General features: G+C 71.1%; 19 protein-coding genes. 10 read left to right on the top strand and 9 right to left on the bottom strand.

The window, feature by feature from the left end:
• Positions 1 to 46: 46 nt before the first annotated feature.
• From ACXKZF_RS14150 to ACXKZF_RS14120, 7 genes are all read left to right on the top strand, one after another.
• Entirely contained in the window at positions 47 to 2,278 is a 2,232-nt protein-coding gene (locus tag ACXKZF_RS14150) for an MMPL family transporter (RefSeq protein ID WP_488984612.1), read from the top strand.
• 118 nt (positions 2,279 to 2,396) lie between these two features.
• Entirely contained in the window at positions 2,397 to 3,446 is a 1,050-nt protein-coding gene (gene lplAB, locus ACXKZF_RS14145; protein ID WP_488984611.1) for a lipoate-protein ligase LplAB, read from the top strand.
• Positions 3,425 to 4,423: a DNA-methyltransferase gene (locus tag ACXKZF_RS14140; RefSeq protein ID WP_488984610.1), complete on the top strand. Its 999-nt coding sequence runs from the start codon at positions 3,425 to 3,427 to the stop codon at positions 4,421 to 4,423. Before lplAB ends, ACXKZF_RS14140 begins: the two co-directional genes overlap by 22 nt.
• 360 nt (positions 4,424 to 4,783) lie before the next feature.
• The gene (locus tag ACXKZF_RS14135) at positions 4,784 to 4,939 is read left to right on the top strand and encodes a hypothetical protein (RefSeq protein ID WP_488984609.1); all 156 of its coding nucleotides are present in this window, start codon (positions 4,784 to 4,786) and stop codon (positions 4,937 to 4,939) included.
• A complete protein-coding gene (locus tag ACXKZF_RS14130; RefSeq protein ID WP_488984608.1) occupies positions 4,936 to 6,222 on the top strand; it encodes a hypothetical protein in 1,287 nt (428 codons plus the stop codon). Before ACXKZF_RS14135 ends, ACXKZF_RS14130 begins: the two co-directional genes overlap by 4 nt.
• 11 nt (positions 6,223 to 6,233) lie before the next feature.
• Entirely contained in the window at positions 6,234 to 7,433 is a 1,200-nt protein-coding gene (locus ACXKZF_RS14125; protein WP_488984607.1) for a hypothetical protein, read from the top strand.
• Between the two features lie 214 nt (positions 7,434 to 7,647).
• A complete protein-coding gene (locus ACXKZF_RS14120) occupies positions 7,648 to 8,631 on the top strand; it encodes an LLM class F420-dependent oxidoreductase (RefSeq protein WP_488984606.1) in 984 nt (327 codons plus the stop codon).
• A gap of 46 nt (positions 8,632 to 8,677) precedes the next feature.
• Here ACXKZF_RS14120 and ACXKZF_RS14115 read toward each other — a convergent pair whose 3' ends face one another.
• The 3 genes from ACXKZF_RS14115 to galT form a co-directional block, all read right to left on the bottom strand.
• A complete protein-coding gene (locus ACXKZF_RS14115) occupies positions 8,678 to 9,634 on the bottom strand; it encodes a squalene cyclase (protein WP_488984605.1) in 957 nt (318 codons plus the stop codon).
• Positions 9,635 to 10,146: 512 nt separating this feature from the next.
• Positions 10,147 to 11,310 carry a galactokinase gene (gene galK, locus ACXKZF_RS14110; RefSeq protein WP_055951432.1) on the bottom strand — a complete coding sequence of 388 codons (1,164 nt, stop codon included), beginning with the start codon at positions 11,308 to 11,310 and terminating at the stop codon, positions 10,147 to 10,149.
• The gene (gene galT / locus ACXKZF_RS14105) at positions 11,307 to 12,482 is read right to left on the bottom strand and encodes a galactose-1-phosphate uridylyltransferase (protein ID WP_243223599.1); all 1,176 of its coding nucleotides are present in this window, start codon (positions 12,480 to 12,482) and stop codon (positions 11,307 to 11,309) included. Before galT ends, galK begins: the two co-directional genes overlap by 4 nt.
• A 41-nt stretch (positions 12,483 to 12,523) precedes the next feature.
• Between galT and ACXKZF_RS14100 the strand changes: the two genes are divergently transcribed.
• Positions 12,524 to 13,498 (top strand): LacI family DNA-binding transcriptional regulator, encoded by a 975-nt coding sequence (locus ACXKZF_RS14100; protein ID WP_488984604.1) that lies wholly within the window; start codon positions 12,524 to 12,526, stop codon positions 13,496 to 13,498.
• A 22-nt stretch (positions 13,499 to 13,520) separates the two neighbouring features.
• Here the strand turns inward: ACXKZF_RS14100 and ACXKZF_RS14095 are convergent, their stop codons facing one another.
• Complete coding sequence (locus ACXKZF_RS14095) at positions 13,521 to 13,937, bottom strand: VOC family protein (protein ID WP_488984603.1); 417 nt, start codon at positions 13,935 to 13,937, stop codon at positions 13,521 to 13,523.
• 95 nt (positions 13,938 to 14,032) lie between these two features.
• Here ACXKZF_RS14095 and ACXKZF_RS14090 point away from each other — a divergent pair, with 95 nt between their 5' ends.
• Positions 14,033 to 14,998: a helix-turn-helix transcriptional regulator gene (locus ACXKZF_RS14090; RefSeq protein WP_488984602.1), complete on the top strand. Its 966-nt coding sequence runs from the start codon at positions 14,033 to 14,035 to the stop codon at positions 14,996 to 14,998.
• 129 nt (positions 14,999 to 15,127) lie between these two features.
• Here the strand turns inward: ACXKZF_RS14090 and ACXKZF_RS14085 are convergent, their stop codons facing one another.
• Positions 15,128 to 15,712 carry a TetR/AcrR family transcriptional regulator gene (locus ACXKZF_RS14085; protein ID WP_055951416.1) on the bottom strand — a complete coding sequence of 195 codons (585 nt, stop codon included), beginning with the start codon at positions 15,710 to 15,712 and terminating at the stop codon, positions 15,128 to 15,130.
• A 68-nt stretch (positions 15,713 to 15,780) separates the two neighbouring features.
• Here ACXKZF_RS14085 and ACXKZF_RS14080 point away from each other — a divergent pair, with 68 nt between their 5' ends.
• Positions 15,781 to 17,052 (top strand): MFS transporter, encoded by a 1,272-nt coding sequence (locus ACXKZF_RS14080; protein ID WP_488984601.1) that lies wholly within the window; start codon positions 15,781 to 15,783, stop codon positions 17,050 to 17,052.
• A 202-nt stretch (positions 17,053 to 17,254) separates the two neighbouring features.
• On the opposite strand, the gene ACXKZF_RS14075 is transcribed toward ACXKZF_RS14080, so the two are convergent.
• From ACXKZF_RS14075 to ACXKZF_RS14060, 4 genes are all read right to left on the bottom strand, one after another.
• The gene (locus ACXKZF_RS14075) at positions 17,255 to 18,976 is read right to left on the bottom strand and encodes a glycoside hydrolase family 35 protein (protein ID WP_488984600.1); all 1,722 of its coding nucleotides are present in this window, start codon (positions 18,974 to 18,976) and stop codon (positions 17,255 to 17,257) included.
• 15 nt (positions 18,977 to 18,991) lie between these two features.
• Positions 18,992 to 20,512 (bottom strand): alpha-N-arabinofuranosidase, encoded by a 1,521-nt coding sequence (locus ACXKZF_RS14070; protein WP_488984599.1) that lies wholly within the window; start codon positions 20,510 to 20,512, stop codon positions 18,992 to 18,994.
• Positions 20,513 to 20,583: 71 nt separating this feature from the next.
• A complete protein-coding gene (locus ACXKZF_RS14065) occupies positions 20,584 to 21,936 on the bottom strand; it encodes an ABC transporter substrate-binding protein (protein WP_156459071.1) in 1,353 nt (450 codons plus the stop codon).
• A 135-nt stretch (positions 21,937 to 22,071) separates the two neighbouring features.
• Positions 22,072 to 22,881: a carbohydrate ABC transporter permease gene (locus ACXKZF_RS14060; protein WP_055953234.1), complete on the bottom strand. Its 810-nt coding sequence runs from the start codon at positions 22,879 to 22,881 to the stop codon at positions 22,072 to 22,074.
• Positions 22,882 to 22,915 lie beyond the last annotated feature (34 nt).

Genomic DNA, 22,915 nt, shown 5'->3' with positions numbered 1-22,915 from the left:
CGCCTCCGGCGGTGGACCCCGTGTCCATCGCCGGAGGCGCTCCCTCATGTCCCAGAGGTCCCCCATGCTCTCCTCCCTCGGCCGTGGCGTCAGCCGACACCGACTGCTCGTCGTCCTCGCCTGGGCACTGCTCGTCGTCGCGGGCGCAGCCCTGGCCGGTGACGCCTTCGACCGCACGGTCTCCGTCGCCGACGCCCCCGCCGGCAGCGAGTCGCTCCGCGCGAGCGACCGCCTCGACGCCCTCGACCCGGAGGGTGAGATCGTCACCGCCGTCATCCGTGGCGAGGACTTCTTCGCGCCGGGGCTCCGCGACAGCGCGACCGCCGTCATGGCATCGCTGCGCGCTCTCCCGGGTGTCGTCGACGTCACCGACGCCTACACCGCGGGCGGCGCCATCGGCGACGACGGCCGCTCCTCACTGGTGGTCGTCGAGCTCTCGCGCGACCTGCCCGAAGACGACGCCGTCGTCGTGGCATCCGAGGTCTCCGACCTGCTCCACTCCATCGCCGCGCCGGAGGTGCTCGTGGGCGGCCCGCTGCTGGCGGAACAGGCCTTCGTCGACCGCGCCGCCACCGACGCGGCCATCGGGGAGGGGGTCGCGATCCTCGCCCTCGTCGTGCTGCTCACCGTCGTGCTCGGGTCACTGCGCATCGCCCTCGTCCCCGTGATCGCCGCCCTCGCCGCGATCGCGCCGACCCTGGCGATCCTGGGTCTTCTGGCCCTGGTCGTCGACGTCAACGAGTTCGCGGTCAACGTCGTCACGATCCTGGGCCTCGGGCTCGCGGTCGACTACAGCCTGCTCGTCGTCTTCCGCGTGCGCGAGGAGCGGGCCGCCGACCCCGACGCGGCGATCGACGACATCGTCTCGCGCGCGCTCGCCGGTGCCGGTCGGGCCGTGCTCGTCTCCGGGCTGGCGGTGGCCGTGGCGCTTCTCAGCATCCTCGTCCTCGGCGATCCCCTCCTCTCGGGGATGGCCCTCGGCGGCGTGGTCGTGGTGGGGGTGGCGACCCTCGCGGGGCTCACCCTCGTCCCCGCGGCGCTGTCTTTCCTGCACCGTGCCCTGCCCGCTGCGGGAGAGCGCACATGGGCGCGCCCCTGGGCCGGGAGGTCACGGCGCGACGGCCTGCTCGTCTCCTCCACGCGCCTCGCCCAGCGTCGCCCCGGTGTCATCGCCGGCGCGGCGGCCGCGCTGATGCTGCTGCTCGCCGCGCCCGTGGCATCCCTCGCCCTCGACGATTCCGACATCCGCTCCCTGCCCGTCGCGGCCGAGGAGCGGCGGGCGTACGAGGCGGCGACCACCGGCTTCACCGGGATCGGGATCGAGCCCGTCACCGTCGTTCTCGACGGATCGATCCAGGATGCCGCGGTCACCGGCGTACTCGACCGGATCGTCGCGTTCCCCGAGGTCGCCGACGCCGACGTGGTGCAGGGCTTACCGCCCGAGATCACGGCGGTGGAGTTCACCCCCTCGGACTCCACGGCGACGGGGCCTTCGGCGCAACGCGTGGTCGAGGCCGCGCGAGCCCTCGATTCGCCGGTACCCCTGGCCGTCACGGGGCCCGCCGCCTCGCTGATCGACACCCGCGACCATCTGCTCGCGCGACTGCCCTGGGCCGTGCTCGTCGTGGCCGCGGCGAGCTTCGTGCTGCTGTTCGCCCTCACCCGCTCGGTGGTGGTGCCGGTGAAGGCGCTCGCCCTCGCGACGCTCACCGTGGCCTCGACGCTCGGCGTTCTCACCGCGGTCTTCGGGTGGGGGTGGGGTGCGTCCCTGCTGGGCTTCGAGTCCACGGGCACGCTCGACGTCACCACTCCGCTGTTGATCGGTCTGCTCGCCTTCGGGCTGACGATGGACTACGAGGTATTCCTGCTCGCCCGCATCAGCGAGCGATGGCGTGCCCGCGACGTCGCGCTCGACCCTCGCGCCGTCAACGCCGAGGCGGTGCGTCACGGGATCGCCCGCACCGCCCCCGTCGTGACGCTGGCCGCCGCCGCCATCAGCATCGTGTTCCTCGGCTTCGCCTTCGGCGAGCTGGTGGCGATGAAGGAGATCGGCGTCGGCATGGTGGTGGCGGTGGTGCTCGACGTCACCGTCGTCCGCGGACTCCTCCTGCCGTCGCTCATGACCCTGCTCGGCCGCGCCAACTGGTGGCCGGGCACACGGTCCGACCGGCGGCGATCGGCGGATGCCGCGGCATCCGCCGAGCCGACGTCGTCGCGGCTTGCCCGAGAAGTCGAGGCGGATCGCGCCCCCGGGCGCCGCGAGTCGGCATCTCGCTGACATCTCGGGTGCAGCCCGCAACCGTCTCGTCGGCGAGACGCCGTCTCGCGGCGCCAGCCACCCCCGGGTCCCCCGCCCCGGCACCCGGCAGGAGGCTGCGCCGCCGTAGGCTGGACCCATGCACGGCGAGTACAAGGTCCCCGGCGGCAAGTTGGTCGTCGTCGACCTCGAAGAGCGCGAGGGTCGCATCCACGGGTTCCACCTCGCGGGCGACTTCTTCCTCGAGCCCGACGACGCGCTCGACGACATCGATCAGGCCGTCGACGGTCTTCCGGTGGAGTCCGACGTCCCCACGATCGCGGCGGCGATCCGCGCGGCCCTCCCCGAGGGGGCGCAGCTGCTCGGATTCACGCCCGAGTCGGTGGCCACCGCCATCCGCCGCGCGCTCGTCACCGCTCCCGGTTGGGCCGATTTCGAGTGGGAGGTCGTGCACGACCGCCCCGTCTCACCGCGCATGAACCTCGCCCTCGATGAGGTGCTGACCACCCGCGTGGGCGCGGGTCTGCGCAAACCCACGCTGCGCCTGTGGGAATGGAACGAGAACGCCGTCGTGATCGGCTCGTTCCAGTCGCTGCGCAACGAGGTCGATCCGGCGGGAGCCGACGCGCACGGCTTCGACGTGGTGCGACGCATCTCGGGCGGCGGCGCGATGCTGATGGCCGCGAACTCGATCGTGACGTATTCGATGTACGTTCCGGCATCCCTCGTCGCCGGCATGACGTTCGCCGATTCGTACGCGTTCCTCGATGACTGGGTGCTGCAGGCCCTGCGCTCGCTCGGCATCGACGCGGTATACCAGCCGCTCAACGACATCGCCGGCCCCCACGGCAAGATCGGCGGCGCCGCCCAGAAGCGTCTCGCCAACGGCGGCGTGCTGCACCACGCGACCCTCAGCTACGACATGGACGGCCAGGTGCTCACAGAGGTGCTGCGCATCGGCCGCGAGAAGCTCAGCGACAAGGGCACCGTCTCGGCCGCCAAGCGCGTCGACCCGCTGCGCAGCCAGACCGGTCTGCCGCGTGACCAGGTGATCGATCGCTTCATCCAGACCTTCACCACGCTGTACGGCGCGACCGAGGGGCACATCACCGACGACGAGTACGCCGAGGCCGAGGCGCTCGTGGAGTCGAAGTTCGCCACCGACGCGTGGCTGCAGCGCGTCCCGTGAGCGCCGTCGTCACCGGCGACGCCCTCGAACCGGGTGCCGTCGAGATCCACCACGCCGACAATCTCGCCGTCACCCCGGCGTACGCCGACGGCTCGTTCGCGCTCGTCTACCTCGACCCGCCGTTCAACACCGGCCGCACGCGCTCGAAGGCCGTCGAGTCGGCGACGTGGACGCCGCCCGTCGACGAGCCCCAGGATGCCGCGACCTCGGATGCCGCCGAGCCCTCGGCCGCGGCATCCGAGGTTGCGGCATCCGAGGACCCGAACATGCTGACGTTCCCCGAAGAGGAGCCGCCGCCGCCTCCCGTGGTGCAGCGCGGCTTCCACGGGCGCGAGTACGCGCGCCTGCGCGGCGACCTCCGCACCTACGACGACCGCTTCGACGATTACTGGGGGTTCCTCGAGCCGCGGCTGATCGAGGCGTGGCGTCTGCTCGCCGACGACGGCACGCTCTACCTGCACCTCGACTACCGCGAGGTGCACTACGCCAAGGTGATGTGCGACGCGCTGTTCGGTCGCGACAAGTTCCTCAACGAACTCATCTGGGCGTACGACTACGGCGCGAAGACGAAGCGCCGCTGGCCCACGAAGCACGAGACGATCCTCGTGTACGTGAAGAACCCGGCGACGTACTTCTTCGATTCGGATGCCGTCGACCGCGAGCCGTACATGGCCCCGAGCCTCGTCACCGCCGAGAAGGCCGCGCGCGGCAAGCTCCCCACCGACGTGTGGTGGCACACCATCGTGCCGACCACCGGGCGCGAGAAGACGGGCTATCCGACGCAGAAGCCGGAGGGGGTGCTCCGCCGCATGGTGCAGGCGTCGAGTCGCCCCGGCGACAGCGTGCTCGACATGTTCGCCGGCAGCGGCACGCTCGGGGCCGTCGCCGCGCCCCTCGGTCGCGACAGCGTGCTGATCGACGACAACGCCGATGCCGTCGCCGTGATGCGCAAACGCCTCGAACCGTTCGTGCGCTGACGCGGTCGCTCCGCGTCGCGCCCCCCCCGCTGGCTGGCGTGGGCGCAATGTCAGTGGTTCGCGCAGGGTTGGTGATTCGCGCAGGGTCAGTGCAGGTCGCCGTGAGCGGCGTGAGTGTGCGCGCATCGCTGGGTTTGTTGCCGTTCGTGGACTGGTGTGCCGCGTCGCCCGCCGCGACGAGCGGTTCGGGGCGTGCAATGTGCACCGGGGCGTCCGGCGTCCGCCCCGGTGCACATCGGGTGCCCCGAACGGCCGCGGCCGGCGAGGCGCTCGGCCCGAGCGGTTCGGGGCGTGCAATGTGCACCGGGGCGTTCGGCGTCCGCCCCGGTGCACATCGCGCTCTTGGAGCACGGTCGCCTGGTGGCGGACGGGCCCCCACGCGACGTGCTCGACCCCGATCTGCTCACGCGGGTGTACCGGCATCCGATCGATGTCGTCGTCGGGCCCCGCGGGGCGCTCCTGGTCGTCGCCGACTCCGCGCCCCTCCCCTTCCCCTTCCCCGGAGAGCTCCCATGAACCATCTGTCTCGTCGTCTCATCGCGCTCGCCGCCGCGCTGACCCTCACCGCTACCGCCACGGTCGGCGCCGGCGCCCCGGCGTGGGCCGCCGGATCGGTGACGGTGTCAGGCCCCGGGGGCACGGCATCCGCGGATGCCGACTTCGCCACCGACGTGACCGTGTCGGGGTCGGGTTTCCAGTCGATCCCCAACGGCTTCGGCGGAATCTACGTGCTGTTCGGCTGGGTCGACGACGCCGCGGGCGGCTCGTGGCGGCCCAGCGCCGGGGGAGTCGTGGGGACGGACTATCGATACGTGCCCGACGCGGAGTCGGCCGACAACAACGGCTTCCAGCGCTTCCTCGCCTTCCCGGGGAGTCAGACCGAGAGCTCCGCGAACGGCATTCTGGGCGCCGACGGATCGTGGTCGGTGTCGATGGTGATCCCCGGCGCGGTCTTCGAGAGCCAGGACCGTGACGGGCGCGTCTCCGAGGTCGACTGCCGGCGGGTCACCTGCGGCATCATCACCATCGGCGCGCACGGGGTGAAGAACGCCAACAATGAGACGTTCACGCCGGTGTCGTTCACGTCCGCGGCGGCCCCTGCGGCCCCCGCGGCTCCCGGGGGAGAGGGCACGGTCGCGGCGGCGGGCGCCGTGCGCGTCGGCGTCGAGTCGGCCTCGGTCACGGCCGGCACGTCGATCGTCTTCACGGGCCAGGGCTTCACCCCCGGCGAGCAGATCGTCGCCTCGCTCGACGGCGGGCTCACCGCCGTCGGTCCCCTGACCGCCGGATCGCAGGGGGAGGTCGCGGCGGCGCTGCCGGTGCCGCGCGAAGTCCGTGACGGCACGCATCTGCTGACCCTGCGCGGGGCGGGATCGGGCGCCGTCGCCGAGGCCGAGGTCACCGTCAGCGGGGGGACCGTCGCGGTACCCGTCGCCGGGACCCCGACCGCACCCACCTGGGTGCTCGTGCTGTTGCTCGCCTGCATCGCGCTGTCGGTGACGCTGATCATGGCGAGCATCATCACGGCCCTCGTCCGGGCTCGCTCGCGGCGCCGGGTGAAGCGGGAGCGCGCGGGCGTGGCGGGTGCGCGAGCGTCGGGCTCGACGGGTGCGGCTCTGGCGGCGGGCGCGCCGGATGCCGTTGCCGCGGCGAGCCCGAGGGGCGCGTCGGATGCCGTTGCAGCGGCGCCGCGCTCATCGCAGGGCGAAGCCCCGGCGGACGACCCCGTACCGCCCGCGCCCGGATCCACCGGCCCCGATGCTCCGACCGAGCTGCTGTCGACGGGGACGCCGCGGTGAGGGCGGGTGTGATGCTGCGGGCCGGTCTCGCGCTCGCCATGCTGCTGGGCGCGAGCGCTGCTCCCGCGGTCGATGCCGGCCCCAGCGACATCGTCGTGACGGTTCCCGGCCCCGGCGGCACGGCGGGCGGCGACGGGGGCATCGTCGACGCGCAGCTGCGATGGGGGCTCAACGCCGAGTCCGGTGGTGGAGCGTTCGCGGGTGGATGCAACTTCTTGAGCGCGGGCCGGGCGGGCGACGCCGGCGGTGCGCGAGTGTGGGGTGAGGGCGACGGTCTGTACCGTGCCCAGGACGGCCGGGTACGGATCGAGAAGCCCACCGCGACCGGAGCCTGGACGGCGGCGACCTGGACGACGAAGTGCCTGGATGCGCGCGGCGCCGCCGTCTCGGTGTCCTCGACCGCGAGCACGTCGGGCAATCAGGTCGTCATCGACGGGGGCACCGGCACGCGCCGGGACGGCGCTGTCGAGATCTCCTGGTCGGGGTCGTTCACCGTGGTCTTCTACGGCGGCATGACGTATTGGAGCGTGACCGATCCGCGGCTCGTGCTCGACGCCGCGGGCAACGGACAGCTCACGGCCAGCGCGAGTGGTTTCGGCACCTCGATGGACGACATGACCATATGGAGTCCGATCGCCGCGCAGACCGTCGTGCTGGCCGACCTCCGTGCCGCCGACGTCTCACGCGCCGGGGGCTTCACGGTCACCCCGCAGTACCTTGGGGTCGCGAGCGGGGGAGCCGGCCAGGTCGCGCGGTCGGCGGCCAACGAGGCGTACTGGGGGTCGTTCCCGCAGTCGTTCGTCGACTTCCACCGCCTCACGGGGCAGCAGGGATACTGGCTGACGACAGGCGGGGTCCGGGATGCCGCGAAGCCGGCGTCGCCGCTCACGGTGAGCTACTCGTCGTCGGCGCCGATCGCCGCTCCCGCACCGGCTGCGGCATCGTCGTCGGCTGCACCGGTGCCCGGCAATGCTCTCCGTCGGGCTCCGGCCGCGATCGACCCCACGATGTCGGCGCAGCAGTTCCTCGCCGCGAGCTCGCCGCTCACGACGCAGCCCCAGGCGGTCGGCCTCGTGCCCGAGGCGCGTCAGGATCTGGGGGCGCTGACGCTGCCGCTGCTCGGTTCCGCCGCTGCGCTGGGCTTGGGCGTCATCGCCGTGATGAGCATGACGCGGGCGCTCCCGTGGCAACGCGAGCCGGCACCCGCTTAGCCGACGCGGTCGCCGCCTCTCTCAGCGATGTGCGCATCCTCTGTCGCTGTCGCTGTCGCTGTCGCTGTCGCTGTCGTTGTCGCTGTCGCGGACGCGAGCAGCGGGCGGAGGCTGTGCACCCCGATGACGTCGTGGGCGCCGTCGCTCTCGACCGGGGGCGGCGAGTTCCCGATCGACGGGCCGCGGTGTCGGTGACCGCGCCTAGGGTGAGCCCATGGAATTCGGCATCTTCGTCCCGCAGGGCTGGCGCTTCGATCTCGTGGGGATCGACCCCGCCGACCACTGGCGGGTGATGAACGCGCTCGCGCAGAGCGCCGACGACGGTCCCTGGGCATCGCTGTGGGTCTACGACCACTTCCACACCACACCCGTGCCCAGCGCCGAGGCGACGCACGAGGCATGGACGCTGATGGCCGCCTTCGCCGCGGCCACCGACCGCGTTCGTCTCGGGCAGATGTGCACGTGCATGGGCTACCGCAATCCGGCGTACCTGGCGAAGGTCGCCGCCACCGTCGACCTGATCTCGGGTGGTCGCGCCGAGATGGGCATCGGCGGCGGGTGGTACGAGCACGAATGGCGCGCATACGGCTACGGCTTCCCGCCCATCGCCGAGCGTCTCGGGCGTCTGCGTGAGGGGGTCGAGATCATGCACCAGGCCTGGACCACGGGAGAGGCGACCCTCTCGGGGAAGTACTACGAGGTCGACGGCGCCATCGTGCAGCCGAAGCCGCTGCAGCCCGGCGGCATACCGCTGTGGATCGCCGGCGGGGGCGAGAAGGTCACGCTCAAGATCGCGGCGAAGTACGCCGCGTACACGAACTTCGGCGGCTCACTCGAGGAGTTCGACCACAAGTCCGAGGTGCTCCGCGGGCACTGCGAGACGCTCGGTCGTGACGAGAGCGAGATCACCCGCTCGACGAACTTCAACACGATCGTCGCCGAGACCGAGGCCGAGGCATCCGATCGCCTAGCTGCGGTCGTCGCACGCCTGCGCCCGCACGTGGGCGACGAACGGGCCGATGCCATCGAGGCCGACTACCGCTCCTCCGACGGGTTCGGCACTCCCGGGCAGATCGTCGAGCGTTTGCGCACCCGCGCGCAGCACGGCCTCGGCTATGCCATCCACTACTTCCCCGAGGCGGCGTACGACACATCCGGCATCTCGTTGTTCGAGCGCGAGGTCATTCCGCACCTCTGAGCCGCCGCGGTCGTTCGTCGCCCGGGCGAGGGCGCCGCACGTCTCGTCAGGTCGCGTCGTCGTGCCACCAGCGCAGCACCCGCAGCGCGAAGAATGTCAGCCAGCGCGACGGTTCTCCGGCGGGCACGTCGACGGCGAACCACTCGCGTCCCTCCGGCGGGTAGGCCTGGTGCCAGGTGCCGTCGGCGGCGCGGGACGCCCGTACGAGCTCGACCGCTTCGGCGAGGCGCGGATCGGGCTCGGTGCCGTCATGTTGCGCTGCGGCGCGGAAGTGGTCCAGGGCGCGCAGCGCGCTGTACCGGAAGCGGAACGGATACCCCAGGTGATGCGCCCAGACGTGCCGCTCACCCGTCGACAGCCGGTACAGCAGGCGCCGCTCGAGCAGGTACTCCTCGGCGCCCTTGCGGGCGGCGTGCAGTTCGGGTGTCCCGCCGGTGCGCTGCTCATCGTCGAGGATCCCGATCACCGAGTTGATCGTCGAGTGGAACGACGACTTCGTCGACCCTTCGACCCACTCGCAGTTCCACCCGCCGTCGGGGAGGCGGTGCTTCACGAACCAGTTCCGGATGCCGCTGACATCCGCCCCCAGCCACGCGCCGCTGGCGAGGGTGAAGGCGTTGATGCACGCGTCGACCTCGCCGTCCCAGAAGGGCAGATCCTCGTACTCCCACCGCGCGTTGCGCCGCAGCAGGCCGGCGGTGTCGGGCCGGAGGGCGTCGGCATCCACTCCCCATTCACGCAGGCTCATCAGCGACCACGACGTCGCCGTCCAGGGTTGGCCGGCTTCTTCGCCGCGGTAGTCGGCCGGAAAGTGGGCGCCACCCGCCCACAGGCCGTCCTCCCCTTGCGCGGCGAGCAACTGCGCCCCGTACCCCTCGCGCGCGACGCGGGCGCGGGTGGCCTGCCACCGTCGTTCGGGGGCGTCGAGCAGGTCGCGCTCCACCTTCCACCGCAGGCTCGGGTCGCTCTCGGCCAGCCACGCCAGCACGTCGTCGTCGCTCATGCGCGCAGGCTACGCCCGCATCACGCGCTTTGCCAGGCAACGGGTACGTCGCCGCGGGTGGGCTTCGAGCGCGCGCGTTTCGGTGCCGGGCGCGGTCTGCGGACCTCGTCGCTCCGCCTGTGGGGTGCGCCGATCGGCCTGCGGGGCGCTCCGCGTGCCTCCCGTGGTGCACCCGGCGACGCCAGGCGACGCCAGTCGTTCCCCGAGCTGCGTCGGACGTCCCCGGTCAACACATAAATGCTCTCCGTGCCGGTAAACACGTTCAGAGCGTGTTCATGCGCACGAATCGTGTTTATGGGGTGGTGGGCAGGGGTCCGTCGCCGTGGCGCGGTTTCTCGGTGCGTGTGGGTGAGGTGCGGGTCGCGCGCCGTGACGCGGGATTCCGGGTGTCGCGCATAAACGCTCTCCGTGCCGGTAAACACGTTCAGAGCGTGTTTATGAGCACGCATCGTGTTTACGCGTGACCGGGCCGGAGCGCGGAACGCCGCCGCGCACTCGCGGGTGGAGGCCGGTCAGGCGTCGCGGCGCGCGCCCTCCGACGGCGTGACCGTGAAGATGTTCGGTGCACGGAACCCGGATGCCGCGAACGCGGCGCGCACCGCCTCGGTCGCCGCCGGGATGAGCCCGGTCGGAATCAGCGCGATGGCCGCCCCGCCGAAGCCGCCGCCGGTCATGCGCGCACCGAGGGCGCCGGCGCCGAGGGTCGTCTCGACGGCGAGGTCGAGCTCGGGCACCGAGATCTCGAAGTCGTCGCGCATCGAGGCGTGCGAGGCCACGAGCAGATCGCCGATGGCCGACGGGCCGTCGGCGTCGAGTGCGGCCACGGTGTCGAGGACGCGCTGGTTCTCGGTCACGATGTGACGCACGCGGCGGAACGTGACGTCGTCGAGCATCTCGGCCGCCCGCGGCAGATCATCGACCGTGACGTCTCGCAGCGCGGGAACGTCGAATGCCGCGGCGCCCCGCTCGCACGCCTCGCGACGCTCGCGGTAACCGCCGGTGGAGTGCGCGTGCTCGACGAGAGTGTCGATCACCAGGATCGACAGCCCCGCCTCGGCGAAGCCGAGCGCGACGGGGCGCGTCTCGAGCGTGCGGCAGTCGAGGAAGGTGGCGGCGTCGGCGACGCCGAGCATCGAGGCCATCTGGTCCATGATCCCCGTCGGCGCGCCGACGGCGTCGTTCTCGGCGATGCGGCCGACCCGGGCGAGCGCGACCTTGTCGAGCCCGGCGTTCCAGACGTCGTTGAGAGCGGATGCCACGGCTCCCTCGATCGCGGCGGACGACGACAGCCCGGCACCCACCGGTACCTCCGACGCCAGCGCGAGGTCGACGCCGCGCGGAGCGGCATCCGGAGCCTCCCGAAGAAGCGCCCACGCCACGCCCAGTGGGTACCCGGCCCAGTCGAGGCCGCCGGCGGCGATGCGGGCGTCGAGGTCGGCGAGCGATACCTCCACCGTGTCGTCGGCGAAGGTCGAGCGCACGCGGATGACGTCGTCGGAGCGGACGGCGACGGCGGCGGCGGTGCGCTGCGCGATCGCGAAGGGGAAGACGAAGCCCTCGTTGTAGTCCGTGTGCTCGCCGATGAGGTTGGCGCGACCGGGAGCCGACCACACACCCGCGAGGGGGGCGTCGGTCATGCGGGTGAGCAGGGTACGGGCGTCGTCGACGGCGGTCATGCCGTCACCTCCGGAACGGTGTCGAGGGCGGCGCGCAGGCGCTCGGCCTGCGACTCGGGGGTCACATCGCCGATCCAGGCGCCCATGGCCGCTTCGGATCCGGCGAGGTACTTCAGCTTGTCGGCGGAGCGACGGGGCGAGGTGATCTGCAGATTGAGGCGGACTTCGTCGCGACCCCGCCCGACGGGCGCCTGGTGCCACGCGGCGATGTAGGGGGTGGGGGTGTCGTAGAGGGCGTCGATGCCGCGCAGCAGCCGCAGGTAGAACGGGGCGAGCTCGTCGCGCTCGGCATCGGTCGTCTCGGCCAGGTCGGCGACGTGGCGGTGGGGGAGCACGTGCACCTCTACGGGCCAGCGCGCGGCGAACGGGACGAACGCCGTCCAGTTCTCGCCGCGCAGCACGACGCGCTCGCCGGCGGATTCGAAGTCGAGGATGCGTTGGAACAGGTTCTCGGAACTGCGCGAGATCGTGTCGAGCAGCCGGTGTGTGCGCGGGGTGACGTAGGGATAGGCGTAGATCTGCCCGTGGGGGTGGGGGAGGGTGACGCCGATCTCCTGCCCGCGGTTCTCGAAGGGGAACACCTGACGGATGCCGGGTAGAGCCGACAGCGCCGCGGTGCGGTCGGCCCACGCCTCGATCACCGTGCGGGCTCGGGTGCGCGACAGGGAGCCGAACGACCCCTCGTGCGCGGGGCTGAAGCAGACGACCTCGCACCGGCCGACCGAGGTGCGCGTGCGGCCGAGGCCGAGGTGCTCGAGGTCGTCGTCGCCGAGCGGCGGGTCGATGGCGGCGGGTGCGTCGTCGGTCGCGACGTCGAGCGCGGGCCCGAACGACGGCGACTTGTTCTCGAAGACCGCGACGTCGTACAGCGACGGGATCTCCGAAGGGTTGGTCGGGGTCTGCGGCGACAGGGGGTCGAGGTGTGCGGGAGGCAGGAACGCCCGGTTCTGGCGATTGGATGCCACGGTGATCCAGTCGCCGGTGAGCACGTCCTGTCGCATGGTGGCGGTGGCGGGTCGGGGGTCGAGCGTGCGGGCGTCGACGGCGCGCTCGGTGCCGAGCGTCGTGCCGGGGTCATCGAAATAGATCAGTTCGCGGCCGTCGGCGAGGCGGGTCGGGCGCTTGACCACACCGGCGCGGAGGGGCACCGCGGAGAGGCTGTGCGTGTTCACGATAACACGTTACAGTCCGCGCGTGATATCGTCAACATGCAATGAGTGCGATGCGCGTATCCATGGCCCACGTGGCCGAACGAGCCGGAGTGTCGGCGCAGACGGTGTCGCGCGTGGCCAACGGCAGCCCGCGCGTCGACCCCGTCACCCGCGCCCGCGTCGAGAAGGCGATGGCCGACCTCGGCTATCGCATGCATCGCGCTGCACGGGCCCTGCGCACCGGGCAGACCTCCACCATCGGTCTCGTCGTGTCGACCCTCGCCTCGGTCGGCAACTCGCGCATGCTGCAGGCGATCTCCGAGGCCGCCGCCGCGCGCGAATACGCCCTCGCGGTCGTGACGGTGGGGGATCGCGGGATCCGTGACGCCTTCGCGCGCCTCCGCTCACAGGGCGTCGACGGCGCCGTCGTGCTGAACGAGGCGACCGAACTCGCCCGCGACGTCGACCCGCCGGCCGATCTGCATGTGGTGGTCGTCGATTCCCCGCCCGACGATCGCTTCTCGATCGTGCAGACCGATCACGCCGGGGGCGCCCGCGCGGCGACCGCGCACCTCCTCTCGCTGAGGCGCGGCACGGTGCATCACCTCGCCGGACCCTCCGGATCGTTCGCCGCGGCCGAGCGCGAACGCGGGTGGCGCGAGGCGCTGGCCGACGCCGGGATCACCGCGCCCGAACCGGTCCGCGGCGACTGGACCTCGGCATCCGGTCACCTCGCCGCCCACGCCCTGCGCGCAGCGACCGCCGTCTTCGTCGCCAACGACCAGATGGCGCTGGGCGCCCTGCGGGCCTTCGCCGACGCGGGCCGCGAGGTTCCGCGCGACGTCGCCGTGGTGGGGTTCGACGACATCGTCGATGCCGCCGAGTACCGTCCCCCGCTGACCACCGTGCGCCAGGATTTCGACGCCCTCGGCCGTCAGGCGGTCGCCGCCCTGGTCGCCGCGATCGAAGGGGCCGCGCCGGTGGCCGAGACCGTGCCCGCGGCGCTGGTGGTACGCGCGAGCAGCACGCGGGTCTGACGCGCGACCCCGGAGCCCCGCCTCAGCCGTTCCAGGACGCGATCACGTCGATGATCCACACCACGCCGAAGCGGTCGACGAGCTTGCCGTAGAGCGGCGAGAACGCCGACGGGCCGAAGGGCGCGAGGATCTCGGCATCCTGACTCAGTCCCTCCCATGCGGAACGCACCTCGTCGGCGTCGTGGCCGCGCAGAGCGAGGTAGAAGGGGTTCGTGCCGCGGTCGTACGCGAGTGACCGCTGGATGTCGTAGGCCATGACGTGCACACCGCTCGGGGCGACCATCTCGCCCCACACGATCTGCTCGCGCTGCTCGGGAACCTCGGCCGTGTCCCCGTAGGGCACCGCCGTGACGGTGCCACCGAACACCTCGGCGTAGAACGCGAGCGCGGCGGCGGCCTGTCCGTCGAAGTTGACGTGGAGCGTGGTGGTGAGGGTCATGTCTGTCCTGTCGTGAGCCGGGAGGTTCCGGATGCCATGACTCTCTCGTCAGATGCGGACAGTGATCGTCCGCAATACGGAGCAGAATGGATGCCGTGCCGGAAAGCTCCTCCCCGTCGACGTCGCGCCGTCTGCTGTCGCTGCTGACGGTTCTGCAGTCCCGACGCGACTGGCCGGCCCCCGTGCTCGCCGGCCGCCTCGACGTGAGCAAGCGCACGATCCGCCGCGACGTCGACCGGCTGCGCGAACTCGGTTACGAGATCGACGCGACGCGCGGACCCGCCGGCGGCTACCGCCTGCGTGCGGGGGCGCTGTTACCGCCCGTGGCGTTCGGCGACGAGCAGGCGGTGGCGGTTGCTGTTGCGCTGAGGCTCGCCGCCTCGTCGGGCGGCCCACTGGCCGATGCTGCCGAGGAAGCCCTGAGCGTGATCTCACGCCTTCTCCCCGCGCCGCTCGGCCGTCGGGCGCAGAGGTTCGCGGTCGAGGCGGTCGCACCCGTCGGTGCGGTCGGGGTCGACCCGGGTTCACTCGGCGCGATCGAGGCGGCGATCAACGCCTGCGAGGAGCTGCGGTTCGACTACGCCGGGTCCGAGGGGCCCGTGCGCGTGACCGAGCCGCACCATCTGCTGTGGCACAGTGGCCGCTGGTATCTGCTCGCCTTCACCCCCGAACGGGATGCATGGCGCGTGTACCGCGTCGACCGCATGCGCCTCAAGACCCATCGCGGACGCTCGTTCCCGCGTCGGGACGTGCCCGGCGGTGACCCCGCGCGCTATCTGGAGGGGCGGTTCCGCGGTGGCGACGAGTCGGGCGGCTGGCCGTGCCAGGGTGAGATCGTAGTCGAGGCGTCGCGGGAGGAACTCGAGCCATACGTCGTAGACGGGACGCTGCTCGACGCCGGGGAGGGACGCGCGCGGGTCAGTCTCGGGTCGTGGTCGTGGGGCGCGCTTGCGGCGGAGTGCCTGCGTTTCGACCGCCCGATCGCCGACGCTCGCCCCGCCGACCTCCGCGACGCCCTCGTCGAAGTCGCCCGTCGGGCTGTGGCGGCCGCGCGCGACTGAGCTCCGGCCGGGGGCGCGGAAGGGGAGGGGATGCGGCGAGCGGAGGACGTGGCAGCGGTGTCATCGCCTCCGTCCGTCGCACGCCCTCCCGGCTTCACGCGCCGTACTTTCCCGCCCGCCCCCACGGCGTCAGTGGGCTTCGCGCCACCCCCGGTCGAGGATGCGGAAACCCGCCTCGATCGTCGCCGCGGCGTCGTCGTGCTCGAACGCGAGGATCTGCAGCTGCAGCACCATGCGCGCGTAGACGCGGGTCTCGGCATCCGGTTCGCTCCGCCCGGTCGTCTCGGCGATCGCGTCGGCGAGGGCGTCCTCATGGCGCAGCCACATGCGCGACGCGTAGTCCTGGAGCGCGGGGGTTCCTGTGATCAGTTGCATGAACTTCCGGCGATTCTCGCCCGTGGGGTCGAATGCGAGGCCGATGAGCTCGCGCCGGTAGAGGTCGTGAAGGGCTTCCGACACCGAGGTGCCGACGGCGCGGTCGCGCACGGCGCCGACGAGCATGTCGCGCTGCGCGTCATCCTCGTCGAAGACGAGGGCCTCCTTCTGCGGGAAATGCGCGAACACGGTCGTGGGGGAGACGTCGGCGGCCTCGGCGACCTCGCGGATGCTGACCTCGTCGAACCCGCGCTCGACGAAGAGGAGCGTCGCGGCATCGGAGATCGCCTTGCGGGTGGCGGCTTTCTTGCGCTCGCGGCGCCCGATCGTCTCGCTCATGCCCCCACCTTAACGGATCGACTCTGAAGTCGTAGTGACACCGAAACTGGTACGAGTACAGTTACGGCGTGACTTCACCTTCTCCCTCTCTCGACCAGAGCCGCCGCGCCTGGATCATGCTCGTCGTCATCACGACCCTGACGACCGCGGGCATGACCGTCGTGCTGCCCGTCCTGCCGTTCGTCGTGCTCCGCTACGTCTGGAACCCCTCCGATCTCGCCGTGTGGGTCGGCATCCTCGAAACCGTCAACGCGCTGTGCGCGTTCCTCGTCGCCCCGTTCCTCGGCCGCATCTCCGACCGATACGGCCGCCGGCCGGTGATCATCTTCGCCGGCTTCGGCGCGGCACTGGGCTTCCTGCTCTTCGGCATCGGAGGTGCGCTCTGGGTGCTCCTGCTCGGTCGCATCGTGCAGGGCGTCACCGCGGGCGACCTGCCCGCCCTCTTCGCCTATCTCGCCGACATCACGCCGCCCGAGAAGCGCGCCCGGCGCTTCGGCGTTCTGGGGGCGACGGCCGGCATCGGCACAATGGTCGGACCCGCCCTCGGCGGGTCCCTCGCGGCCATCGACGTCGACCTGCCCGTCTTCGTCACCGCCGGCCTCGCGCTGACGGTCGCGATCGTCAGCATCTTCCTCCTGCCGGAGAGCCTTTCGCCGAACAAGCGCATCGCCTCGCTCGATCTGCGGGCCGTGCACCCGTTCGCGGTGTTCCGCGGCGTCTTCCGCCGCCCCGAACTGCGCGGACTCATGCTGGGGCTGGTGCTGGTGGGTCTACCCTTCGGCTTCTTCGTCAACAACTTCAGCGTGCTCGCCCTCGACGCCATCGACTGGAACCCCACCGCGATCGGGCTTCTCACCGCGTGCGTCGGTGTCATCGACATCGCCATCCAGGGCGTGTTGCTCGGCTTCCTGCTGCCGCGCATCGGCGAGCGGGGCGTGGTCGTCAGCGGCATCGTCACGCAGATGGTCGGGCTGGTCGCGCTCGCCGGAGTCGCCTCGCTGCTCGCGCAACCGTGGCTGTTCATCGTGGGTGCGCTGACCCTGGCCGCGGGGCAAGGCGCGGCCCAGGCCACGATGGACGGCCTGCTCTCCAACGCCGTGGGCGACGACGAGCAGGGCTGGATCGCCGGTGCTGCGCAGTCGCTCAACGCCGCCGTCGGCACCGTCGCACCCCTCATGGCGGGGTTGCTGTACGCGCACGTCGCACACGCGGCGCCGTACGTGCTGGGCGCGGCGCTCATGGCCGCCGCCGCGGTGGTCATCGTCCGGGCCCGCTTCATCAGCCCGTCCCTCCGGGTGAAGACCCCGGATGCCGCGGAGCCGGTGCCCGTCGGCGAGTGACGCCCGAGAACGTTCCGGACCACGCGGCGAGGTCGTGGCATCCGGAAGCTCTCAGGCCGGGCCCCTGGATCGGCGTCTCCCGGCACGCGATGTGGCGGGGGAGGCCGCACCCGCCTCATGAGAACAGGCCGATCCGCGAAGATCGGCCTGTTCTCGGTGCATCGCCCGGTGCGATGACTCGCTCTCACACCCGGCGACGGGCTTACTCCTCCAGCTGCCCCAGCGACGGCGCGTCGACGAAGCGCGCGACCGGCTCGACCGCGTGCTCGAGCTCGAGCACGACGATCTCGTTCGCGCCGGCTCGCGTGGCGGGACCGGGCACGTAGAGCGTGTTCTGCGGCACGTTGTTCCAGTACCGGCCGAGGAAGAAGCCGTTCACGAATGCATAGCCCTTGCCGAAGCCGGCCGTGTCGAGGAACAGGTCGGCGGCCGCGTCGAGGGTGAAGGTGCCGCGCAGGAGCGCGCGCCCGACGGCGCCTTCGCCCGTGCCGGCGGCGGACGTCAGATCGACGGGCGTCGCCGTCCACCCGGTGAGCGGCGAACCGTTCAGGGTCACCGCACCGACCAGGCCCTTCGCCTCGCCGAGACGGTCGGCGTAGTTGACGCGACCCTGGTCCTCGACGAGCACGGTGAGGCGCGAGCCCGCGGGGATCGTGAGGGCACGCTCGTGCAGCGACCGTGACAGGCGCCCGACGGGGGTGCCGTCGACGTGGATCCACGCCAGGTCGCGCACTTCGCCGAAGACGAGGGCGGACGGCCCCGAGAACGCCGGGAGATCGACGTCGTACCGCACGAGCGGCCCGAGGTGGGTGAGGTCCTCGAACGTCGACGGATCGGCGGTGCGGTCGACGGCGGTGGCCTCCGGCATCCAGTCGCCCTCGCCCGACAGCGTCACCTCGAAGGAGGGGGCTTCCGGCCGGGGGGCCGCGTCGAGGGGCGGCACGGACGCGTACTTCCCGATGACCTCGCGGAACGCGTGGAACTTCGCCGTGGGGTGGCCCGACTCGTCGATGGGGGCGTCGTAGTCGTAGGAGGTCACGATGGGGTCGAACCGGCCCTTGTCGTTCGCGCCGTTGGTGGTGCCGAAGTTCGTGCCGCCGTGCACCATGTAGATGTTCACGGAGGCGCCCGCGGCGAGCAGCACGTCGAGGTCGTGGGCGGATGCCGCCGGGTCGGTGGTGTGGTGGATGCTGCCCCACCAGTCGAACCAGCCGTCCCAGAATTCGCTGCACATCAGCGGCCCCGTGGCCTGGTGCTCGCGCAGAGTCGCCAGGCGCTCCTCCGACCGCGAGCCGAACGACCCGGTGAGGTGCAGCTCGGGCAGGCTCCCGGCCTCGAGCATCCACGGCATCGGCTGGTCGACGGTGGTCAGCGGCACCGTGATGTCGGCGTCCTTCGTCACTCGCACCAGTTCGTGGAGGTAGTCCTTGTCGGAGCCGTACGCGCCGTACTCGTTCTCGATCTGCACGAGCACCACGTTGCCGCCGCGGTCGATCTGGCGGGGTGCGACGATCTCGTACACGCGGCGCAGATACTCCGACACCGCCTCGACGAACTGCGGTTCCGAGCGACGGATGCCGATCCCCGGCGTCGAGGTGAGCCAGACCGGAAGGCCGCCGTTGTGCCACTCCGCGCAGATGTAGGGGCCGGGGCGCACGATGGCGTGCAGGCCTTCCGCGGCGATGAGGTCGAGGAAGCGGCCCAGGTCGTTCCAGCCGGTCGCGTCCCATTCGCCGCGGACCGGCTCGTGGGCGTTCCACGCCACGTAGGTCTCGATGGTGTTGAGGCCCATCGCCTTGGCCGTGCGGATGCGGTCGGCCCAGTGCTCGGGGTGGATGCGGAAGTAGTGCAGCGTGCCGGAAATGACCTGGTGCGGTCGCCCGTCGAGCAGGAAGTCGGTCTCGCCGATGGTGAAGGTCGTCACGGTGTCTTTCGGGGATCAGGCGGTGAGGCGCGCGGTCAGGCGCACCCAGGCGAGGGCGGGGAGGGTGAAGCGCAGGATGCCGTCGGCGCCGGCCTCCACGGCCAGCGGCGTGGGTGCGACGGGCTCGCCGTCGGCGGAGTTCGTGGTGTGGCGGTCGCCGCCCTCGGGGATCGTTACGATGACGGCGTCGACCTGCTCGACCGCGCCGAGGTCGAGCTCGACCTCGGTGGCCGCGTCCAGGTCGCGGTGCGCGAGGAAGACCGACACGTCACTGCCGTCGACGGTGGCGACGGCGTCCACCGCGTCGACCGACCCGTGGCGCGCCGTGTCGATGACGGCACCGTCGACCCGCGGAAGCACCACCCGGCCGGATGCCGCCTTGGCGGTGAGGGCGAAGGGGTGGAACGTGCTCTGCCGCCAGGCCGCTCCGCCGCCGGGCTCGGTGCGGATGGGCGCGATGACGTTCACGAGTTGCGCGAGGTTGGCCATCGAGACGCGGTCCGAGCGACGCAGCAGCGTGATGAGCAGGGAACCGACGACGACGGCGTCGGTCACGGTGTAATCGTCTTCGATCAGGCGCGGGGCGATCGGCCAGTCACCGGTGAACACGCGGGGCTTGTCGACCTCGTTCCAGCGGGTCTGGTTCCACACGTTCCACTCGTCGACGCTGATGCCGATCGTGCCCCCGTCGGGGGTCTTCGCGCCGGTCTCGTCGATGATGTCGATGACGTCGGCGATGTAGCGGTCGAGGGCGGCACCGCTGGCGAGGAAGCTCGCCGGGTCGTCCGGGTCCTCCTCGTAGTACGCGTGCACCGAGATGTGGTCGATGAGACCGGCGGTGTGCCGGAGCACCGCGCGCTCCCACTCCCCGAAGGTCGGCATCTCGTGGTTGGAGCTACCGGCGGCCACGAGCTCGACCGTGGGATCCAGGAAGCGCATCATGCGCGCTGTCTCGGCGGCGAGACGGCCGTACTCATCGGCGGTCTTGTGGCCGATCTGCCACGGGCCGTCCATCTCGTTGCCGAGACACCACAGCCGGATGCCGAAGGGCTCGTCGCGACCGTTCGCCCGGCGGCGGTCGCTGAGCGCGGTGCCGGAGGGGTGGTTGGCGTACTCGAGCAGGTCGGCGGCCTCGGCGACGCCGCGCGTGCCGAGGTTGACCGCCTCCATGACCTCGAAGCCCGCGGCATCCGCCCAGTCGGCGAACTCGTGCAGCCCGACCTGGTTGCTCTCGGTGCTGTGCCACGCGGCATCCAGTCGCACCGGGCGCTCCGCGCGCGGGCCCACCCCGTCTTCCCAGCGGTATCCCGAGACGAAGTTGCCTCCGGGGTAGCGCACGACGGTCGCGCCGAGCTCCCGTACGAGATCGAGCACGTCGGCGCGGAATCCCGCAGCGTCGGCGCTCGGATGCCCCGGCGAGTGTATGCCGTCGTAGACGCAACGGCCCATGTGTTCGACGAATGAGCCGAACAGGCGACGCGGTACCTCGGCGCCGAGGGCGGCGCGGCCGACGGTGATGCGGGTGGGGGGGATCATGACTCTCCTCGGGAGGGAAAGGGGAGGGGCGGGCCGCAGACGTACGCTGCGGCCCGCCCCGATGGTGCGGGTTACTTGTTGACCGAGAAGCCCTGGTCGTTGCCGTACTGCACGAGCTGGTCCTGCCACGCGGTCAGGCCCGCGTTGAGGTCGCTCTTGTTGGCGTACGCCTGACCCACGGTGTCGCCGTAGATGCTGTTGGCGTAGACCTGGAACGGCAGGTAGCTGAAGCCCTCGACGACGTCACTCGACGCCTCGGTCAGCACCTGGTTGATCTGCTGGCCGCCGAAGTACTCCGATTCCTTGTCGACGAAGGCGGGGTCGCTCAGCTGCGCGGTCGTGGAGGGGAAGCCACCCGACTCGGCGAAGATCTGCAGGCTCTCCTCGTCGTTGTTCAGCCACTTGAGGAAGCCGGCCGCGAGGGCGGGGTTCTTGCTCTGCTTGGTCACGGCCTGGCCGCCGCCGCCGTTCTCAGAGGTCGCGGGCTGTCCGTCGTAGGTCGGGATGGGCGCCACGGCCCACTTGCCCGCACCGTCTTCGACCGAGCTCTCGAGCACACCGGGCATCCAGGCGCCGATCACGAGCGAGGCGATCGACCCGTCGCCGAGGCCCTTGAACCACTCGTCGCTCCAGCTGGGGGTCGTCGAGAGCAGATCGCCCTCGATGAGACGGTTCCAGTTCTCGGCGAACTTCTTCGAGCCGTCGTCCTGCAGGTCGATGGTGACATCGGTGCCCTCGGCCGAGAACGGAGTGCCGCCGGCCTGCCAGATCATGCTGGTGGTGAATCCGGAGTCGCCGGTGTCGGCGGTGATGTACTTCGTCGGGTCGGCGGCGTGCAGCTTCTGCGCGGCGTCGTAGTACTCGTCCCAGGTGGTGGGCACGGCGATGCCGTACTGGTCGAAGACGCTCTTGTTGTAGAACAGGGCCATGGGGCCGGAGTCCTGCGGCAGGCCGTAGATCTTGCCGTCGAAGTCGACCGAACCCCACGGGCCGCTCGCGTAGGCGCTCTCGAGGTCGCCGAAGCCGTACGGGGCGAGGTCGAGGAGCGACTCCGACAGCGCGAACTGCGGGAACGCGTAGTACTCGATCTGCACGACGTCGGGGGCACCCGAGCCGGCCTTGATCGCGTTCTGGAGCTTGGTGTACTCCTCGGTGTTGGTGCCGGCGTTGACCAGGTTCACCTTGACGTTCGGGTACTTCGCCTGGAACGCGGCGACCTGGGCCTCGGCCGAGGGGGTCCACGACCAGTACGTGATCTCGCCGCCGGCTTCGAGGGCAGCCTCGATGTCGTCGGCCGAGCCGCCGCCCGTGGTGCCGTCGGTGTTGCCACCGGAGCAGGCGGTGAGCGCGCCGACCGACAGAGCGGCGGCGGCGACGGCGAAGACGGTCCGCCGGAAGGCGGTGCCCTTGCGCATGATTGTCATCGGGTTCCTCTACTTCGTTGTTGTGGATGCCGGGGCGGAACGCTCCGGTGAGGGTGGGTTGTGAAACCGGGGCAGGACGCTCCGGGTATTTCGGGTGGTGGGGCTGACGCCCCGATCAGGGGGAAGTTCGGGTGATCACTGCTTGACGCTGCCGGCGCTGAGGCCCGATTGCCAGAAGCGCTGCAGCACGAGGAACGCGGCGACGATCGGGATGATCGACAGCAGCGAACCGGTGATGACGAGGTTGTAGATGGGCTGGGCACCGACGCCGACGGCCTGGGCGTTCCACTGGTTGAGGCCGACGGTGAGCGGATACCACTCGGGGTTGCTCAGCATGATGAGGGGCAGGAAGTAGTTGTTCCACGTTGCCACCACGGCGAACAGCAGCACGGTCACGATGCCCGGCGTGAGCAGACGGATCGAGATCGTGAAGAACGTGCGGAACTCGCCCGCACCGTCCATGCGTGCGGCCTCGAGCAGCTCGGTGGGGATGGCGTCGGTCGCGTACACCCAGACCAGGTAGAGCCCGAAGGGGCTGATGAGCGAGGGGATGATGATCGCCCACGGGGTGTTGGTCAGGCCCAGTTGGCTGAACAGCAGGAAGGTCGGCACCGCGAGCGCGGTGCCCGGCACGGCGATGGCACCGAGGACGATGGCGAAGACCGCCTTGCGTCCGCGGAAGTTGTACTTCGCCAGGCCGTAGCCGGCCAGGGTCGCGAGGAAGGTCGCGCCGCCGGCGCCCACCACGACGTAGAGCAAGGTGTTGCCGAGCCAGCGAAGGAAGATGCCGTCTCGGTACGTGAATGTCTGCACGATGTTGTCGCCGAGGGCGAAGCTGTCGCCGAACCACAGGCCGAACGACGAGAACAGATCGGGCTGCGTCTTGGTGGCATTGATGAGCAGCCAGGCCAGCGGCAGGAGCGTGTACACGAGGTAGAGGCTCATGACGATGGTCAGCACGACCGAGCGGCGGGTGTGC

The sequence above is a fragment of the Microbacterium sp. ABR10 genome (genome assembly GCF_057812175.1).
This window is presented reverse-complemented; position numbering and strand designations above follow the sequence as displayed.

Coding starts and splice junctions, on each gene's coding strand:
- ACXKZF_RS14150 (WP_488984612.1), top strand. CDS start 47: ATGTCCCAGAGGTCCCCCATGCTCTCCTCCCTCGGCCGTGGCGTCAGC.
- lplAB (WP_488984611.1), top strand. CDS start 2,397: ATGCACGGCGAGTACAAGGTCCCCGGCGGCAAGTTGGTCGTCGTCGAC.
- ACXKZF_RS14130 (WP_488984608.1), top strand. CDS start 4,936: ATGAACCATCTGTCTCGTCGTCTCATCGCGCTCGCCGCCGCGCTGACC.
- ACXKZF_RS14125 (WP_488984607.1), top strand. CDS start 6,234: ATGCTGCGGGCCGGTCTCGCGCTCGCCATGCTGCTGGGCGCGAGCGCT.
- ACXKZF_RS14120 (WP_488984606.1), top strand. CDS start 7,648: ATGGAATTCGGCATCTTCGTCCCGCAGGGCTGGCGCTTCGATCTCGTG.
- ACXKZF_RS14115 (WP_488984605.1), bottom strand. CDS start 9,634: ATGAGCGACGACGACGTGCTGGCGTGGCTGGCCGAGAGCGACCCGAGC.
- galK (WP_055951432.1), bottom strand. CDS start 11,310: ATGACCGCCGTCGACGACGCCCGTACCCTGCTCACCCGCATGACCGAC.
- ACXKZF_RS14100 (WP_488984604.1), top strand. CDS start 12,524: ATGAGTGCGATGCGCGTATCCATGGCCCACGTGGCCGAACGAGCCGGA.
- ACXKZF_RS14095 (WP_488984603.1), bottom strand. CDS start 13,937: ATGACCCTCACCACCACGCTCCACGTCAACTTCGACGGACAGGCCGCC.
- ACXKZF_RS14085 (WP_055951416.1), bottom strand. CDS start 15,712: ATGAGCGAGACGATCGGGCGCCGCGAGCGCAAGAAAGCCGCCACCCGC.
- ACXKZF_RS14070 (WP_488984599.1), bottom strand. CDS start 20,512: ATGATCCCCCCCACCCGCATCACCGTCGGCCGCGCCGCCCTCGGCGCC.
- ACXKZF_RS14065 (WP_156459071.1), bottom strand. CDS start 21,936: ATGACAATCATGCGCAAGGGCACCGCCTTCCGGCGGACCGTCTTCGCC.
- ACXKZF_RS14060 (WP_055953234.1), bottom strand. CDS start 22,881: ATGAGCCTCTACCTCGTGTACACGCTCCTGCCGCTGGCCTGGCTGCTC.